Source organism: Paenibacillus sp. FSL R5-0490 (assembly GCF_001956215.1).
Classification (GTDB): domain Bacteria; phylum Bacillota; class Bacilli; order Bacillales; family Cytobacillaceae; genus Cytobacillus.
On record NZ_MRTQ01000014.1, the window covers coordinates 86624 to 105068 of the forward strand.

At 36.0% G+C, this 18445-nt stretch carries 15 protein-coding genes; all 15 read left to right on the plus strand.

The window, feature by feature from the left end:
* The first annotated feature begins 432 nt into the window (after positions 1-432).
* The gene (locus BK139_RS13195; protein ID WP_076259486.1) at positions 433-2253 is read left to right on the plus strand and encodes a polysaccharide biosynthesis protein; all 1821 of its coding nucleotides are present in this window, start codon (positions 433-435) and stop codon (positions 2251-2253) included.
* A gap of 186 nt (positions 2254-2439) precedes the next feature.
* Positions 2440-3324, plus strand: a complete 885-nt coding sequence (gene galU / locus BK139_RS13200; RefSeq protein ID WP_076259488.1) for a UTP--glucose-1-phosphate uridylyltransferase GalU — start codon at positions 2440-2442, stop codon at positions 3322-3324.
* 111 nt (positions 3325-3435) lie between these two features.
* A complete protein-coding gene (locus BK139_RS24605; protein WP_083675368.1) occupies positions 3436-3819 on the plus strand; it encodes a prepilin-type N-terminal cleavage/methylation domain-containing protein in 384 nt (127 codons plus the stop codon).
* 533 nt (positions 3820-4352) lie between these two features.
* Positions 4353-5468 (plus strand): DegT/DnrJ/EryC1/StrS family aminotransferase, encoded by a 1116-nt coding sequence (locus tag BK139_RS13210; RefSeq protein WP_076259563.1) that lies wholly within the window; start codon positions 4353-4355, stop codon positions 5466-5468.
* Entirely contained in the window at positions 5468-6112 is a 645-nt protein-coding gene (locus BK139_RS13215; protein ID WP_076259492.1) for a sugar transferase, read from the plus strand. Before BK139_RS13210 ends, BK139_RS13215 begins: the two co-directional genes overlap by 1 nt.
* Positions 6109-6729, plus strand: a complete 621-nt coding sequence (locus tag BK139_RS13220) for an acetyltransferase (protein WP_076259494.1) — start codon at positions 6109-6111, stop codon at positions 6727-6729. The genes BK139_RS13215 and BK139_RS13220 overlap by 4 nt, the downstream gene beginning before the upstream one ends.
* Positions 6730-6761: 32 nt before the next feature.
* On the plus strand, positions 6762-7889 hold the full coding sequence (locus BK139_RS13225; RefSeq protein WP_076259496.1) for a glycosyltransferase family 4 protein: 1128 nt from the start codon (positions 6762-6764) through the stop codon (positions 7887-7889).
* Positions 7890-8101: 212 nt separating this feature from the next.
* Positions 8102-9217: a glycosyltransferase family protein gene (locus tag BK139_RS13230; RefSeq protein ID WP_076259498.1), complete on the plus strand. Its 1116-nt coding sequence runs from the start codon at positions 8102-8104 to the stop codon at positions 9215-9217.
* 80 nt (positions 9218-9297) lie between these two features.
* Positions 9298-10554, plus strand: a complete 1257-nt coding sequence (locus tag BK139_RS13235; RefSeq protein WP_076259499.1) for a flippase — start codon at positions 9298-9300, stop codon at positions 10552-10554.
* 25 nt (positions 10555-10579) lie between these two features.
* Positions 10580-11725 carry a polysaccharide pyruvyl transferase family protein gene (locus BK139_RS13240; RefSeq protein ID WP_076259500.1) on the plus strand — a complete coding sequence of 382 codons (1146 nt, stop codon included), beginning with the start codon at positions 10580-10582 and terminating at the stop codon, positions 11723-11725.
* A 95-nt stretch (positions 11726-11820) separates the two neighbouring features.
* Entirely contained in the window at positions 11821-12984 is a 1164-nt protein-coding gene (locus BK139_RS13245; RefSeq protein ID WP_076259501.1) for a hypothetical protein, read from the plus strand.
* A gap of 176 nt (positions 12985-13160) precedes the next feature.
* The gene (wecB, locus tag BK139_RS13250) at positions 13161-14255 is read left to right on the plus strand and encodes a non-hydrolyzing UDP-N-acetylglucosamine 2-epimerase (RefSeq protein WP_076259502.1); all 1095 of its coding nucleotides are present in this window, start codon (positions 13161-13163) and stop codon (positions 14253-14255) included.
* 15 nt (positions 14256-14270) lie between these two features.
* Positions 14271-15260, plus strand: coding sequence for a UDP-glucose 4-epimerase GalE (gene galE, locus BK139_RS13255; RefSeq protein WP_076259504.1), 990 nt, complete (start codon positions 14271-14273; stop codon positions 15258-15260).
* A 141-nt stretch (positions 15261-15401) separates the two neighbouring features.
* Complete coding sequence (locus BK139_RS13260; protein ID WP_286148776.1) at positions 15402-16679, plus strand: recombinase family protein; 1278 nt, start codon at positions 15402-15404, stop codon at positions 16677-16679.
* Between the two features lie 6 nt (positions 16680-16685).
* Positions 16686-18347: a recombinase family protein gene (locus BK139_RS13265; RefSeq protein ID WP_076259508.1), complete on the plus strand. Its 1662-nt coding sequence runs from the start codon at positions 16686-16688 to the stop codon at positions 18345-18347.
* Positions 18348-18445: the final 98 nt, after the last annotated feature.

The window sequence follows — 18445 nt, forward strand, 5'->3', positions numbered from 1 at the left end:
AGACACCTGTTGTCGGTGGTATGGTGTGAGGGCGGGTTAGATGCCCGATTTTTAATATAAAAAATAGATGCTTAATGAAAGTATGTGTCATGACACGTGTGTTTTCATTAAGTATTTATTTTGTAAAAATTATATGTTTTTTTTTGAAAGACCATTTGTTTTGGCTTATCATCTTTGTCCGTTGACTTCCGCTGCGGGCACTTGCTTTCCGCGGGGCGGGCGGTGAGCCTCCTCGGCTAGCGCCTGTGGGGTCTCACCTGTTCCCGCACCTCCCGCTGGAGTCAAGTGCCCTCCGTTCCAAACAACTCAGCGGCTGGAATATAGACATATCTTTATGAAAATATATCAATCATTATTCTTTAATACATCCCTGGAAAAACAAAATAATGTATTCAATTTCTATAATGATAAAGGATTAAAGGGGGTCATAATTTGACATACGGTAAGAGGTTAACTTTTTTGGTTTTATTGGATTCATTGATTGTTTTGTCTGCGATTTATGTAAGTGTGCTGATGCTGCAGCCGACGCTTGAGATTTTTAAGTCTGAACTGATCCTGGTCAGTTCGATTTCTTTGCTGGTGAGTCATCATTTTTTTGCGTCTGTGTACCGTTTGTATAACAAGGCCTGGGAGTATGCGAGTGTAGGGGAACTGGTTGCGATCGCAAAAGCGGTCAGCTTATCGATTATGACTACGGGAGCCGTTCAGCTGGTGCTGATTGGCGATATTTATTTCAGGGCATTGATGCTTGCCTGGATGATGCATATCTTATTGATAGGCGGATCCCGTTTTTCCTGGCGAGTGTACCGGGACCGGTACATTAAGCCGGCAGTGGAACAAAAGCGGGCCCTGATCGTTGGAGCAGGCGCAGCCGGGACAATGCTGGCAAGGCAGCTGCTGAAAAATAAAGATGCTGAAATCAAGCCGGTTGCCTTTATTGATGATGATCCGAAGAAATATAAATTGCATATCCTGGGCCTTCCAGTTGTCGGCAATTCGAAACGTATCAAGAAGATGGCTGAAACCCTGGATATCGACCATATTGTGATTGCTATTCCTTCGCTCAGCAAGGATGAAATGAAGCGGATTTATGAAGAATGTGCAGGTACAAGGGCAAAAACGGTCATTATGCCGCTGATCGAAGACGTTATGCTCGGGAATGTGTCCTTTAACCAATTCCGGGATGTTCAAGTGGAAGACCTGCTTGGGCGCGATCCGGTGGAGCTGGATATTAACAGTATTTCAAAGAAACTGACAGGAAAAACAATCCTTGTTACAGGTGCGGGCGGCTCAATCGGCTCCGAAATCTGCCGTCAGGTGTGCAAATTCAAGCCGAAAAAGCTGCTTCTCTTAGGACATGGGGAGAATTCGATTTACCAGATTGACATGGAACTGAGGAATCAATACCGCATGGAAATCGAAATACTGCCTGTTATTGCGGATATTCAGGACGGAAGCAGAATTTTTGAGGTAATGGATATTCATCGGCCAGATGTGGTGTATCATGCTGCAGCCCATAAGCATGTGCCGCTGATGGAATATAACCCGAAAGAAGCTGTGAAGAACAATGTCATTGGAACGAAAAATGTAGCTGAAGCTGCGGACACCTTCGGGGTTGGGACGTTTGTTCTGGTTTCTTCTGATAAGGCGGTTAACCCTACGAATGTGATGGGATCTACGAAGCGGATTGCGGAGATGGTGATTCAGGAGCTGGACAAGCATAGTGCGACGAAGTTTGTGGCTGTAAGGTTTGGGAATGTGCTTGGAAGCCGGGGAAGTGTGATTCCGCTCTTTAAAAAGCAGATTCAGGCTGGCGGGCCGGTGACGGTTACGCACCCGGATATGACGAGGTATTTTATGACGATACCGGAAGCTTCGCGGCTTGTGATGCAGGCGGGTGCATTGGCCCGTGGTGGAGAGGTTTTTGTTTTGGATATGGGTGAGCCTGTGAAGATTGTTGATTTGGCTAGGAACCTTATAACCCTTTCGGGTTATTCGGAAGAGGAAATTGGAATCCAATTCTCTGGCATTCGTCCTGGGGAGAAGATGTACGAGGAACTGCTTGGGGAGAATGAAGTTCATAAAGAAGCGGTGTTTCCAAAGATTTTTATTGGGAAGGCTGTTTTGGATCAGGAGGATGAGGTTCATTACCTGATTGAGAAGTTTGGGGATATGAGTAGTGAGGAGATTAGTGAGTTTGTGCTGAATTTGGCGAACCGGCGGGGGAATAGGATGGTAGCTGGGGTGGAGTAGGGGCATTAAGTTTGATTTCTGTCCCCTTCGGGGCCATTGGAGTTTGATGGCGCCCTTAGGGCTTTTGTTTGGGGAAAAGCGCAATTTTAATCTTAGCAATTTCCACCCTTCGGGTTGTGTGTGCAGGGGTGATTAACCCTTTCGGGTTAATAGATGTATTTTTGAGTTTTACGAGGAGGTAATAATATGAAGAAAGTGAGAAAGGCGATTATACCGGCAGCGGGGTTAGGTACGAGGTTTCTGCCGGCAACGAAAGCGATGCCGAAAGAGATGCTGCCGATTGTCGATAAGCCGACGATTCAATATATTGTTGAAGAAGCTGTAGCTTCGGGGATTGAGGATATTATTATTGTGACCGGTAAAGGAAAGCGTTCGATCGAGGATCATTTTGATCATTCTTTTGAGCTTGAGGAAAGCCTTATTCAAAAGGAGAAGTTTGATTTGCTTGAGAAGGTGAAGGAGCCTTCGAAGGTGGATATTCATTATATCCGGCAGAAGGAGCCGAAGGGACTTGGGCATGCGGTGTGGTGTGCACGGAAATTTATCGGGGATGAGCCGTTTGCGGTGCTGCTTGGGGATGATATTGTTCAGGCGGAGAAGCCTTGTCTGCGTCAGCTCATGGATGAGTATGAGGGTACCCAGGCTTCGATTATCGGAGTGCAGAGTGTGAGTCCTGAGGAGACGCATCGTTATGGGGTGATTGATCCTTCGGATCAGATTGGCAGGAGGTATCAGGTTAATCACTTTGTGGAGAAGCCGAAGCAGGGGACTGCGCCTTCCAATCTGGCGATTATGGGCCGGTATATTTTAAATCCGGAGATTTTTATGTTTTTAGAGCAGCAGGAGCTGGGAGCAGGCGGTGAGATTCAGCTGACGGATGCGATTCAGAAGCTGAATCAGATCCAGCGGGTTTTTGCTTATGATTTTGAGGGTGTTCGGTATGATGTTGGTGAGAAGTTTGGGTTTATTAAGACGACGATTGAGATGGCACTCAAGGATGAGGGGCTGAGGGATGAGTTGGTTGGGTTTTTGGCGGAGAAATTGGAGGGGGTTAGGATGGTTAATGGGTAGAGGCTGTAGTTCAGCTCTTCGAGCTGTTTTTTGGATTGATATTCGGGGTTAGAAATTGCGGATATATAATAGGAAGAAACTCGGATATAAATGATCTTTTGATTTTTATTGATGAGCTCTTCGAGCTTCTTAATTGGAGGGATTTCTATTAATTCAAAAGGCTTTACGCTTGTGGAGTTGTTGGCTGTGATTGCTGTTTTGGGGATTATTGCTGCCATTGCGGTTTTGTCGATAGGCGGTGTTATTGAGAAAACCAGGCGGGATGTTTGTGATGCGAATACAGCAGAGGTTGAGAGACAGTATGAACGGCATCTTCATTTGGAGGGAGTAGAGCACTCGAAGGCTGCGTTTGGCCAGTTTTTATTGGATTTTGGTGAAGAAGTTTGTCCTGTTGATGGGGTTATTCACTATGTTGATAGTGAGGTGCGTTGCAGTGTTCATTCTGAGGAATCACCGGGGGATGACGAAGACGAAGAGGATGTACCTTTTTTATGAGTAACAAATCTAATTGGGTTGGCTGGTGCTAGGTGGATGGGGAGCGTTTTAGGACTTGAAGCTGGTGCTGGCTGACTTTTTTGAATGGTGGAGGGGAACTGACTATCGTAATCAGATAAGATGCTGGAAGTCTTGCGGGATAAGGGTTGGAGGCGTTTTTAGTGAGAATTATAGATTGATTGAATGGTATATATGATAGGAAGAAACTCGGTTTAGGGTGGTAAATGCGAGAATATCTATTTCGTATTTGCTTGGTAGATTGAATAGATATTACGAGGTGAGTATCGTAATCAGATAACAAAACACAATATATAGTGTATAAAATTGATGTTTTGATAAAAAACATACTTTATGTTGATTTTTTCATCTATTTCGCATATTGCATATAAAATGCGAGGTGGGTATCAGATATAGATAAGATTTAGTGGTTTAGTAGTTGGTTGGAATGAAAGAATAGTAGATTCCAATTAAGTCCTATTTTACTAAATTTAACTTATCAATGGAAGGAAGTCTTGAAAATGGAATCGACAAAAGTGAAAGAAAGAATATTCCTTTCTTCACCTCATATGAGTGATGAAGGTTATGAAATGCAATATATAAAGGAAGCTTTTGATACAAACTGGATTGCACCCCTTGGTGAAAATGTAAATGGATTTGAAAGAGAGCTTGCTGAGAAGGTTGGTTCTAAAGCTGCTGCTGCACTTTCTTCTGGAACTGCAGCTATCCATTTAGCGCTTAAGGCAGCAGGAGTAGGAGAAGGGGATATTGTATTCTGTCCAACACTTACCTTCTCAGCTACTGCTAATCCGATCATCTATCAAAATGCTATTCCAGTTTTTATAGATAGTGATTATGAAACGTGGAACATGAGTCCAAAAGCGTTGGAAGAAGCATTTGAGAAGTATCCAGAAGTGAAAGCTGTTATTGTTGTTCACTTATATGGTTTGTCCGCTGATATGGACAAAATTATGGAGATTTGTAATAAACATAATGTAGCAGTTATAGAAGATGCTGCTGAGTCTCTAGGTACTCACTATAAAGGTAAGCATACTGGAACTTTTGGTGACTATGGTATCTTCTCTTTTAATGGAAATAAGATTATCACAACTTCCGGGGGTGGAATGCTTGTTTCTAATAATGAAGAGAGAATTGCTAAGGTGAGATTTTGGGCCACTCAATCCCGAGATCAAGCAAGACATTTTCAACATAGTGAATTAGGGTTTAATTATCGTATGAGTAATGTTGTGGCTGGGATTGGAAGAGGACAGCTTAAAGTGTTAGATCAGAGAGTTGCAAAAAAGAATAACATTTTTGAGTTTTATAAGAGAGAACTCGGTGGGCTTGAGGGTGTTGAATTCATGCCTAGTAATGATTGGGACGAACCAAATTATTGGTTAAGCTCGATAACTTTGTCTGGTAAAGTAAGGCCTATTGATATATTTGAAGCATTGGAAGCTGAAAATATCGAATCAAGACCAGTATGGAAACCAATGCATATACAGCCGTTCTTTGAGAAATATGACTTTGTTGGTGAAAGTGTATCTGAGAAATTGTTTGAGAACGGTGTTTGTTTGCCATCTGATACAAAGATGACGGATGAGGACTTAGAAAGAGTTGTGGAGACTATTAAGGGGTTGTGGTTTAAATAATGAATAATTCCAAAGGTGGCATTTATAGAAGATTTATAAAAAGACCGATGGATTTCACGCTATCATTAATCGCCATTATTGTTCTTAGTCCGATACTTCTAGTAGTTGCAATTCTTGTGAGAACGAAATTAGGTAGCCCTGTTCTATTCAAGCAAAAGAGACCTGGGCATAATGAAGAGATTTTTATGATGTATAAGTTTAGGACTATGACGGATGAAAGAGATGATAAAGGGGAGTTACTGCCTGATAGTATTAGGCTGACAAAGTTTGGTAGGTTACTACGCTCTACATCTCTTGATGAACTACCGGAGCTTTTTAATATTTTGAAGGGTGATATGTCTATTATTGGCCCTAGACCATTATTGGTGCAGTATTTACCGTTGTATAACTATCATCAAAAACGACGTCATGAAGTCAGACCAGGACTATCTGGTTTGGCGCAGATTAGTGGTAGAAATGCGATTAGTTGGGAAGATAAATTTAATCTCGATGTTGAGTATGTGGACAATGTAAGATTCATTGAAGATTGGAAGATAATATTTTTGACCATAAAAAAGGTTTTCATTAGGGAAGGTATTAATTCAGAAACTGCTGCAACAATTGAGCCTTTTAAGGGAACCAAAAAGGAAAGAATGGAAATATGAAAAACAAACTTTTAATAATCGGTGCTAGCGGTCACGGGAAAGTTGTTGCGGACATCGCATTGAAAATGAATAGGTGGCAGAGCATTGCTTTTTTAGACGACAATAAAGGCATCGAAACATCAATGGGTTTAGAAGTTATCGGGACTTCAGATGATGTTTTTACACATATCGATGAGTATGAAATATTTGTTGGTATTGGTAATAACACTACGAGGCAAAGGATTCATGAAATGGTTGAAACAGTTGGTGCTAGTATTCCAGTGTTAGTTCATCCTGATGCGGTAGTTGGAGGACAAGTGAATATAGGAAATGGAACAGTTGTGATGGCAGGTTCAATCATTAACTGCTGTACTGATATAGGTAAAGGTTGCGTTATCAACACTGGTACTACAATTGACCATGATAACTGTATTGGGGATTATGTCCATATATCTCCGGGAGTTCATTTAGCGGGGACAGTTAAAATTGGTGAAGGGTCATGGTTAGGTATTGGTAGTGTTGTAAGTAATAATATAAATATTACTAGTGGTTGCCAATTTGGAGCAGGTTCAGTCGTTGTTAAGGATGTAAATTATCCTGGGACATATGCCGGTGTTCCGATAAGGAAGATAAAATAGGTCAATTAAACAAATGAACAGGGGAGCTTTATTTGAAAATACTGTATGTTACGACTATATCAAATACTGTAAATGCCTTTTTAATACCACACATCAAAATGTTAATTGAACAAGGACATAAAGTCGATGTAGCTTTTAATATAGTGCAAGAAGTAAATCCAGAATTAAAGAAACTTGGATGTCAAATACACAATATTGAGTTTCAAAGGACACCGTTTAAAAAAGAAAATTTCTTAGCCTGGAAAAAAGTAAAGAAATTAGTCCAGGATGAAAAGTACGAATTATTACATCTTCATACTCCTGTTGCTTCCTTTATTACTAGACTTGCTTGCAGAAATATACCAAATATAAAAAAAGTTTATACGGCGCATGGATTTCATTTTTTTAAAGGTGCACCATTGAAAAATTGGTTGTTATTTTATCCTATGGAGATGATAGCAGCAAAATGGACAGATATATTAATTACTATGAATGATGAAGATTATTTAATATCTAAGAAAATAATGGGGAATAAAAAATCGGTTTTTAAAGTTCATGGTGTTGGGATAGATTTAAAAAAGTTTTCTCCTCAAACTTCTGAGATAAAGGATGAAATTAGAAAAAGCTATAACTTTAAAAAAGATGACTTTATTTTAATATACGCTGGTGAGTTAAGTTATAGAAAACATCAAGATTTAATTATTAATGCACTTAATTTATTAAAAAGTAAAATACCAAATATAAAATTATTGCTTGCTGGTACAGGCCCTCTTTTAGATGAGTACAATCAAAGAGTAGAACAATTAAAGCTAGAAGATAATGTGAAATTTCTAGGATATCGAAATGATGTAAATAAACTTATGTTATTGTCTGATGTTGCTGTTTCGTCATCGAGGCAAGAGGGTTTACCAGTAAACGTTATGGAAGCAATGGCAACAGGATTACCATTAATTGTAACGGATTGTAGAGGGAACCATGATCTTGTTAGTAATGAGGAAAACGGTTTTGTAGTTGGATTAAACGATTATGAACAGTTTGCAAACGCAATATTTAAACTTTATATGGATGTAAATTTACGAGAAAAATTCTCCGAAAAAAGCTTGGAAATAGTTCGTAATTACTCGATTGAAAAAGCCTTGGATGAAATCAATAGCATTTATTTTAAATATGATTACAAATAATAAAAATGAATTTAGTTTTTGTTTAAATAAATTTTCAGCCTAGAATTTATATTTAGTTAAACACAATATTTTTAAAAATAAATATTTTAAACTCATACCATTTATCTGGAGTTGTATTATTTAAAATATTAATAGTAAATTTGTATAAATTTCTATCAATGAAATGTAAATAGTAGATTATGGGCTATGGAAATTATAAGGATGTGATACTTATGATTCTATTAATAAGAAGTAATGATTTAAATCCCGATCCTAGGGCTCAAAAATATATAGACTTTTTTGAAAAGGAAAATATCGAATATAATGTTTTGGGGTGGGATAGGCTTGGAAATGCACTAAATAAAAAGGAGTATACTTACTATAATCGGAGAGCTGAATTTGGGAAAAAACTATTAAATATTAAAAATAAATTATTATGGTTTGTTTTTATCTTTAAATATTTATTTGAAAATAAAAATGAGTATAAGATTGTCCATGCATGTGATTTTGATACGGCTTTTCCTGCAGTTTTAGCATCAATTATTACTCGTAAAAAAGTAGTCTTTGATATCTTTGATTGGATGAGTAATGACCATGAAAAAAACCTTATATATAAAACTATAGGTTTTTTAGAAAGGTATACAGTACGTAAAGCTGACTACGTAATTATTTGTGAAGAGGAAAGAAAAGAACAGCTAAAGAGTAAAAGAGAAGATATAATGGTAATGCCAAATATACCAAACATTGGTATGGTTGAGGATAAATCACTTTTAAATCAGATAGAATTACAAAAAAGTGACTACGATATTGTAGTCAGTTATGTAGGTGTTTTTGATAGTAATAGAGGTTTAGAGGATTTTTTAAAAAAAGTCTCTGAAAAACAAAATGTGTTATTTAATATTGCTGGTTTTGGTTATTTGCAAGATTTAGTAATTGAGTATTCAAAGCGTTATAAAAATATAGTTTACTGGGGGAAAGTAGATTATAATAAAGGGTTAAATATAATGAAAAATTCAGATTTAATACTTGCTTTATACTATAATAGTAATCCTTTGCATAAATATGCGGCACCAAATAAATTCTATGAAGGACTAATGCTTGGAATCCCTTTAATAACTACAAAGAATACGTTGGTCGGAGCTAAAACCGAGAGGTATAATACAGGTTTTGTTATTGAGGAAGGATACGAAGGTATCAGCGATTTGTTAAAATTAAAAGATATTAAGGATTTATGTACAACCAAAAAAGACAATTGTAAGTATGTTTGGGATAATCACTATTTTAACTATATCAATGAATTTATGAATAAGGACTATATTAGTATTCTTAATAAGGAGTCTAATATTTAGTATCACGTTAGTTTAAATACAGAAATTTTGAGTAAGAATTTTTAAAAACTTCTAATATTAAAAAGATGGTGCAATAAAAAATGAATAAAATTTTTAAAGATAGTTTTTGGCTGGTATTTGGAACTGCATTAGGTACTCTTTTAACGTTTCTTACTCAAGTTCTTTTAACAAGAAGTTTTAATGTAGAAGAATATGGTTCTTATATAACAGCAATGAATTTAATTAACTTATTAGCAGTTTTTGTTAGTTTTGGTGCAGGAGATTTTCTAGTAAAGATATTTGGAGAGGAAGGCAGGTTTGCTTATAGGTGGATAAAACCTAACTTTCTACTTTTATCCTACACCTTAGTTTTTTCTTTAATTATTGTAATAATTTTAATATTATTCAGTCAATTTAACGGAGATACTAAATACTTATTATTGTTTTTGATACCTAATATTATCCTACAAGGTTTATTACCACTAGTTATAGCCGTATTTCAAATTGAGCAAAATTATAAAAAGGTTGCATTATATAACTTTGTAATCTATCTTGTTAGATTTCTTGGAGTATTTATAGCAATTATTTTTTTTGATCATATCATCTATATCGGATTACTCACATGTATATTATCGTTTATTTCAATTTACCTATTTATTAAGATTCTTTACCGACTTAATACTAAAAGTATACTGCTTCCAAGTTTTGAGTATAAAAAACGTAAAGAAAACCCTAGTTTTTTCAATACACTTAGGAATAGCGCTCCATATGGATTAGCTGCAATATTTTATTTTATCTATTATCAAAGTGATATTATTTTATTAAGTTTTTTTAAAGGAGAGGAGATAGCTGGGTACTATAACGTTGCTTTCACATTAATCTCCTTGGTTTATTTAATCCCTAATTTAATTTTCGGAAAACTTTTTTTACCTAAACTACACTTTTGGGTGCATCATAACCCAAAAATGGTAAAAAAACTATACAAAAAAAGTAATTTAATAATGCTTTTTACTGGTTTATTGTCAGTAATATTTATTATTGTTTCTGCTGAGTTTTTAATATCGGTAGTTTTTGGAGAAAAATATATAATGTCTGCTCAACTATTAATAATATTGAGTTTATGTATTCCTTTTAGATTTCTTTACGCAGTAAGTGGTGCTATAATGTCGACGGAAAATAGAATATATTCAAAAGTGAAACAACAGGGAATGACTGCAGTTCTCAATATCACTCTTAATTTTATTTTTATTCCTTTAATCGGTGTATACGGTGCTGTATACTCAACAATACTTTGTGAGTTATTCCTTTTTATTTTGCTTTGGAATGGCAGTCGAAAATATATAAAATTAATAGTTTAACCAAAAAATATCTGAGGTGTTTAAAATGGAAAGTATTGCATTTACTGGTTATTATGGTATGCAAAATTATGGCGATGATTTGTTTGTTGTTGCTTCAACTTTGGGAGCGAAAAAGTATTGGAATATGTATCCTGAAATTTCAATAATAGGATCACCTATTGGTAATTTAGATGTGAATTATTCTATTACTAATTTTAAAAAACTCTATGCTGGACATAATATTATTAGCAAGATATATAGAGCAACTGTTATGGTAAATTCCTTTTTTAAAAATGATTTGGTTGTATTATCTGGTGGCTCAACTATAAGTTCTGATTCATCAAATAAGATGAGGAAACTACAGAATAAGTTAGCGGAAAAAGGGATATCAAAAATTGCTGCTATAGGTGTTTCTATCGGACCTTTCACATCAAAAAAAGATATTGAAGATGCAAAAGTTTTTATTAATAATTTTTCATTTCTTTCTGTAAGGGATGAATCTTCATATAACTTATTAAAAGAATTAGATGTACAAATCCCCTATGTCTATGGTAAAGATTTAGCCGGAATGATTCCACTTTTATACCCTCCCAAAAAACAAAAAGAGGATAAGAATAATAAAGTTCTGGGCATATCAGTATGTAACTATGAGAGTTTTACAGGTAAAGATGAAATAATTGAGAAGAATAGGAATGAAGCAATTTTTAAAGCTATAAGAAAAATAACTGAAACATATAAAGATAGTGTCACAATAAAGATTTGTATACTCAACACTCATTCAATTAAGGGAGATACGAACTTATCTATTGACCTTTTAAATTCTTTAGGAGAAGACGCCTCAAAAGTTAAAGTAGTATATCATGAATCTAATCCGATTAAGATGTGGAATGAAATTAGTGAGTGTGATGCATTTTTTAGCATTAGACTACATGGCGGAATAAGTGCATATTTATTAGATATCCCATTTGCACTTGTAGAATATCACAATAAATGCACTGATTTTTTAGATGATATATCACAACCGAGTTATTTAAGAATAAGTAAAGAAGAACAAGATTCTGAGTATATTTACAAAGTTATTGAAAGAATTTTATTCGAACGAAATGTAATGGATGGTTTATACCCATCTAACAAATATACGCTAGATACAATCAAGACATTTACTGAGGCACCCTGGGTAAATCCAAAATAATAGGATGAGTAATCTTTATACTCCAATAAGAAATTTATTTAAAACTTTCTAAAAACGATTTAAAATATTATCTGCACTTGAAAAGGGAGGGTAAAATGAGTAAACAGAATAGTCTACTGGCTTTGTTTTTTAGTTTATATTGTCTTGTTTATTTTATTATTACATCAATATTATATTATATTAGTATATCACTTGGATATGATGGACTTGGTATTCCTTTTTTTGGTGGAGGAGACGATGGAGAATTTTATGCAGAACAAGCCAGAAATATTGCAACTAATCAACCTGCTATTTTAACGTCTATTCATGCTCTTGTTTTAGGTTATATATTAAAAATCTTTAATTCAGATAGTATTTTTTTAATGAAGGGCTTTAACTATATTGGTAATATATTGTTGGCTTTTATTGCATTATTTATATTAAAAAAGACGGTTAAAGTACCTCATGTTTTTAATGTGTCAGCAATTATTATGCTTATATTTTTTATTTGCTATCCAAGTTATCTCATAAATTCTTCTCTATCAATATATCGTGATACTTGGATATCAGTTTATTATATTCTTTCTGTATTTGCCTTTATAAGCCTCTTTATTCAGAAAGGAAAACCCAGTAAATTATTTAATGCTATTATTTTAATTTTATCCATGTCGTTATTAGGGGGCTACCGTTCCTATGCGTTATTAAGTTTTATTATAGGGTCATGTATTTTTTTATTGTTCCATAGAAATAAGAAAGAAGTGCGCAGTGGGAATAAAGTCATTTTTATCTCTTTAATAGGATTTGCGTTTATATATACTGCTTTTCGTACTTATACATTTCCTATAGTTGGAATGTCTTTGCAAGATGCATTAATGTATCGTAATACTGCAATTGAATTATTTGCTGGAGGGAGCCAACTAAATATATCCCTGAATCAACCAAATTTTATTTTGTTTTTAATTAATTACTCTTATAGTGTACTAAGTAATGCTCTTGGCCCTTTTCCGTGGCAAATAAGTGGACTTTCTATGGTGCTTGTTTTTATTTCAGAAGGTATTCCTTTTTTATTGATTTGTTTTCTCCTTTATAAAAAAAGAAAAAGTTTTTCGGCAACTGATACGTTATTGGTAATACATGCTATAGTTTGGTTCATGTTAATTGGAATTACAAATGATAACATTGGTACCGCAGCCAGATTAAGAATGGTAGGATGGATACCTTTACTAATAGTGTTTGCAAAATATATGGGTTTTTATATTACTAATAAAAAGATAAAATGATCGTTTAGAATTTAGATTGAAATTATTATAATGAATTACTAAAAATTATGTCATTACTATCTTTAATAAAATTGGAAAAAATTGTAATGTCTATTAATGTGGTTATCCGTAGCTGGATAAAAAATGTTATTGTTGTTAATTGCCTAAAAAAGTGAGATAAGGTTGGTATTTAATATATGAAAAAAAAGGTAATGGTTGTATTTGGTACGAGGCCAGAGGCTATTAAAATGTGTCCCTTATTTAAAGAGTTAAAAAAAAGAGATAAATTAGATACGGTTGTCTGCGTTACGGGACAACATAGAGAAATGTTAGATCAAGTCTTAGATGCATTTGAAGTGACTCCCGATTATGACTTATCCATCATGAAAGCTAAACAGACTCTTTTCGATGTGACTATAAATATTCTAGAGAAAATGAAGGCTGTGCTGGAAGAAGTAAAACCAGACATAGTTTTAGTTCATGGTGATACTTCAACAACATTTGTAACGTCCTTAGCATGTTTTTATCTGCAAATTCCAATTGGTCATGTAGAGGCAGGACTTAGAACATATAACATTTATTCTCCATATCCAGAAGAATTCAATCGGCAAGCTGTAGGAATTGTAGCCAAGTATAACTTTGCACCGACAGACATGTCTAAAGAAAATCTACTAAAAGAGGGTAAAGATCCTGCTACAATACATGTAACTGGTAATACGGCAATTGATGCACTTAAAACTACTGTTAGGAATGATTACTCTCATAAGCAACTAGATTGGGCAGCAGATAGCAGACTTATTATGATTACGGCTCATCGGAGGGAAAATCTAGGTGAACCAATGAGGAATATGTTTAAAGCTATTAAAAGAATCGTGGATGAGCATCCAGATATTAAGGCAATTTATCCAATTCATATGAACCCAGTAGTAAGAGAAGCAGCTAATGAGATTCTGGGGAATTGTGATAGGGTAAGGATAATTGAGCCTCTGGAAGTTTTGGATTTCCATAACTTCCTTTCAAGATCATATTTAATATTAACAGATAGTGGTGGCATACAAGAGGAAGCCCCGAGCTTAGGTAAGCCAGTATTGGTTATGCGTGATACAACAGAGCGCCCTGAAGGCATAGCAGCTGGAACATTAAAATTGGTTGGAACGGATGAAGAAAATATTTATAAGACTTTTAAATTACTCCTTGAAGATAGAACAGAATATGAAAAAATGAGCCAAGCAAGCAATCCATATGGTGATGGTTTCGCAAGTAAGAGAATTGCTGATGTGTTAGAAGTTTAGGGGGCAAATAAAGTAGTGTCTATATTGATAACCGGGGGAGCAGGATATATTGGTTCCCATACAGTCCGATACTTTTTAGAACAAAATGAAGATGTTATTGTTGTTGATAATTTACAGAGTGGTCATAAAGAGTCAGTTGAAGTAGACTATTTCTATGAAATTGACCTTAGGGATAAAATAGCTTTAGATAAAGTCTTTAAGACTCATAATATAGAAGCGGTGATTCACTTTGCAGCTAACTCCTTAGTTGGAGAAAGCATGGAAAAACCATATGAATACTATCATAACAATGTTTATGGCCTAATGTGTCTATTAGATGTAATGAAGGATAATAATGTTAACAGAATAGTATTCTCATCAACTGCAGCTACTTATGGTGAACCTAAGAGCATCCCAATCCTTGAAGAAAATGAAACCCATCCTACGAACACTTATGGTGAGACAAAATTAGCAATGGAAAAGATGATGAAGTGGTTTGATCAAGGTTACGGAATTAAATATGTATCTTTAAGATATTTTAACGCTGCAGGAGCACATGAAAGTGGATATATTGGAGAGGATCATGATCCAGAAACCCATCTTATTCCTTTGATTTTACAAGTACCACTTGGTCAGAGAGATAGGATTTATATGTTCGGAGATGATTATCCTACAGAAGATGGTACATGTATAAGGGATTATGTTCATGTAATGGACTTGGCTTCTGCTCATTATCAATCATTAGAATACTTAAGAAAAGGCAATCCAAGTGAAATTTTTAATTTAGGTAACGGAAATGGTTACTCAGTCAAAGAAGTAATTGATGTAGCAAGAAAAGTGACGAATCACCCAATTCCAGCAGAAGTAAAAGAGAGAAGAGCGGGAGATCCGGCAGTCTTAATTGCTTCATCTGAAAAAGCAAAACATGTTTTAGGCTGGAAACCGCAGTTTGATTCATTAGAGAAAATCATTACTGATGCATGGAATTGGCACAAGAATAATCCAGAAGGTTATTCATCAAAATAACTTCTTATAATCACTTTAAAGTCTTATCCGCTGGACTGTCTTATTTGGCAGCTTGGCGGGTATCTTTTTCCGCCTTTTCGCTTTAGTACGTTAATTCACGAAATAGTATTCTATGTTAACTTACCACAAAAAGGAATATGCATTTCCCGCTTTGCAAGAAATGTACTGGATACACTCGACACGGTGCGAATGTTGAAAGAACATGGTGTAAGACTTATTTTTGAAAAAGAGGACATTGATACCGCCAGTATGCAAAGTGAGTTTATTTTGACCATGATGGCAGCTGTCGCTCAAGAAGAAAGCCGAAGCATTTCAGAAAATGTTAAATGGGCGAATACAAAACGTCTAGAAAGAGGGGAGGAGGCAAGGTTTACCCGCCTACTTGGATATATACAGAAAGGGGATAGAAAATGGGTTGTTCAACCTGAAGAAGCAAGTATTGTTAAAGAAGCATTTGAACTTTGCTTGCAAGAGAAAAGCCCCGCAGAGATTGCTAGAATTTTCGTTCAAAAAGGCTATAAAACAGCCAAAGGAAATAAAGAGTGGTCGGGAACAGCAATAAGGGAAATTCTAAGAAACAACAACTATATTGGTGAAGTTCTCAGTCAGAAAAGTTATAGCAAAGACCATCTTAGCCACAAAAGTACAAGGAACAGGGGAGAGAAAAGTCAATATCTCATTGAGGACCATCACGAGGGAATCATTGATAAGCAGACCTTTAAAACGGCTCAACTAATGCTGAAGAAACGAGCAAAGCCAAATAAAAGAAGGGATAAAAAGCAGTATCCGCTTTCTAGCAGAATAGTGTGTGGAAAGTGTGGTGGAAACCTACAGAGATTCGAGTGCAGGGGAGTTGTCACTTGGCGATGCGGTAAAAGGATTAAGAGTAAAGAACTTTGTGACATGGAAGGAATTCGAGAGGAAACTATCATGGCTGTAATGGAGGCAGCACTAGACAACAAGTTTGAGTCTTTGACAGGAGAAGTCCTCAATAGCCGGACCATTCAAAAGATACTGCGAGAACTTAAGAATGTGGATGCTAAAAGTGACATCGAATATAACCAGCTAAGAGTCGATCTTGAAAGCATACTTCACGAAGAAAATATAGCAATTCTGAATGGAACGGATGAGGCTCTTGATGAACTTAAGGCTAGGAGAGTGCAAATTGAATCCGAATTAAAAGAAAAAGAAGACTGGTGGAAGCTTTTAGATGCAGATTTTACTTACAGAATGAGCTCAATAGCAAAACTTGAGAGTAGCTCCATTATTAAGAAATCAATGGGTCAGCTTTTAGACGAACTTAAAAATATTGAATATTTAAGAGCATGGGTGGTACGTGTCAAAGCGGTATCACCCATTTTATTTTCCATCACCTGGGTGACCGGGGAAGAAATCGAAGTTGAATTATTGGAGGAGTGATAAAACATGAGTGGAAATAAACCATCACCAAGGGTTAGGGTGATACCTGCAAAAGTAAGAACTGACAGGAATGCACTAAACCCTGATGGAAATAAAAAGCGGGTAGCTGCTTATGCCAGAATTTCAACGAATGAAGAATCCCAAGCGGGAAGTTATGAACTTCAAGTTGCCCATTATACGGATTTCATCCAAAGCAATCCATCATGGGAATTGGTTAAGGTATATGCCGATTACGGAATATCAGGTACATCGATTAAGAACAGGGTTGAATTTCAACAACTAATTCAAGACTGCAATGATGGAAAAATCGACTACATCATCACAAAATCAATTAGTAGATTTGCCCGAAACACACTTGATTGCCTTCGATATATTCGAGAGTTAAAGAGTCGGGGAATCGGCCTTTATTTTGAAAAAGAAAACATTGATACACTTGATGCCAAGAGCGAATTGTTTCTTACCATCCTTTCCTCAATGGCCCAAGAAGAGTCGAGATCGATTTCCGAAAACACGAAATGGGGTGTGCAGAAACGGTTCCAGCGAGGCATTGCTCACATTCCAACGACCTACTTTCTAGGGTACGATACGGATGAAGATGGCAACCTTGTTATTAATGAAGATGAGGCAGCCATTATTCGAAGGATTTATAGAGAGTTCCTTGATGTAAAAGGAACAGTTTCCATCGCAAAGGGACTTATGAAAGATGGCATTTTAACTGCAAGGGGAAATAAAACATGGACATCGGATTCGGTTTATAAAATCTTAACTAACGAGAAATTTGCAGGACATGCTTTGCTGCAGAAGTCTATAACGGTGGACTTCCTTACCCATAAGAGAATCCGAAATGATGGATCAGAACGGCAGTATTTTATTAGGGACCACCACCCAGCCATTATTTCTGATGAAGATTGGAATGCCACCCAGCAGGAGATGAAACGAAGGAGCAAGATGCTACGGGATCCCGAAGGGAAATACGCACAAACCTATTCCAACACAGCCTATTTTTCCAACAGCTTTTATTGCGGGGAGTGCGGAAGCCCGGTTGTAAGGCGGAGGCTCACCTCGGAAAGAAATGGAGAAAAATATCTCTACACGGCATGGCAATGCAGAGCCAAGGTCCACCCGAAAAAATATAACATTGAATGCACAGGTCGACACGTGTGGGAGGAAGCCTTGGAAAGAGAATTCATGGATTTAATTTATGAATTAAAAGAGAGCCGAGAACAAATCATTGAAGAAGCAAACGAGGTTATTGCCGAATACGATTTAAGTGCAAAGGAAAAGGAGCGGCTAGGAATATTGGAAGAAAAACTTGAATCCATAAGTGAACGGTTGGTTGAACTGACTGACAACAACAACTCTTCGGTAAGTGGAGCTTATGAGGCAACCATTAGACATTTATATTACGAACAAGAAATGCTTCAGGCAGAACTGGAAGAACTTAACGAAAAACAACAGGAAAGCCGCCATTTAGCCAAGCAACTAAATAAGTTACTGATGTACCTAGATGAATTGGAAGAACGGACTGAGGATCAACCATTTAAGGCTGATATTTTCAAGCAAACGGTTCACCGAGGCATTATTTATTGGAATTATGATGTTACCATTGAATTTAAATGCGGGATAGCCAGAAAGGTTAGAGCTACAAGAGTTAAAGAAGAAGAGTAGTAGGAAAGAAAGATAAAACCCCTTGAACTTTTATCGATGTTGAGTGATAGATAACATACCTTAAAGCATTACTTAAGGTGATTACTCAGGATAAAAGA

Bases quoted from the DNA above. Each gene is read 5' to 3' on its own strand.
- galU (WP_076259488.1), top strand. From the start codon at position 2,440: ATGAAGAAAGTGAGAAAGGCGATTATACCGGCAGCGGGGTTAGGTACG.
- BK139_RS13220 (WP_076259494.1), top strand. From the start codon at position 6,109: ATGAAAAACAAACTTTTAATAATCGGTGCTAGCGGTCACGGGAAAGTT.
- BK139_RS24605 (WP_083675368.1), top strand. From the start codon at position 3,436: ATGAGCTCTTCGAGCTTCTTAATTGGAGGGATTTCTATTAATTCAAAA.
- BK139_RS13215 (WP_076259492.1), top strand. From the start codon at position 5,468: ATGAATAATTCCAAAGGTGGCATTTATAGAAGATTTATAAAAAGACCG.
- BK139_RS13235 (WP_076259499.1), top strand. From the start codon at position 9,298: ATGAATAAAATTTTTAAAGATAGTTTTTGGCTGGTATTTGGAACTGCA.
- BK139_RS13230 (WP_076259498.1), top strand. From the start codon at position 8,102: ATGATTCTATTAATAAGAAGTAATGATTTAAATCCCGATCCTAGGGCT.
- BK139_RS13240 (WP_076259500.1), top strand. From the start codon at position 10,580: ATGGAAAGTATTGCATTTACTGGTTATTATGGTATGCAAAATTATGGC.
- BK139_RS13265 (WP_076259508.1), top strand. From the start codon at position 16,686: ATGAGTGGAAATAAACCATCACCAAGGGTTAGGGTGATACCTGCAAAA.
- BK139_RS13245 (WP_076259501.1), top strand. From the start codon at position 11,821: ATGAGTAAACAGAATAGTCTACTGGCTTTGTTTTTTAGTTTATATTGT.
- wecB (WP_076259502.1), top strand. From the start codon at position 13,161: ATGAAAAAAAAGGTAATGGTTGTATTTGGTACGAGGCCAGAGGCTATT.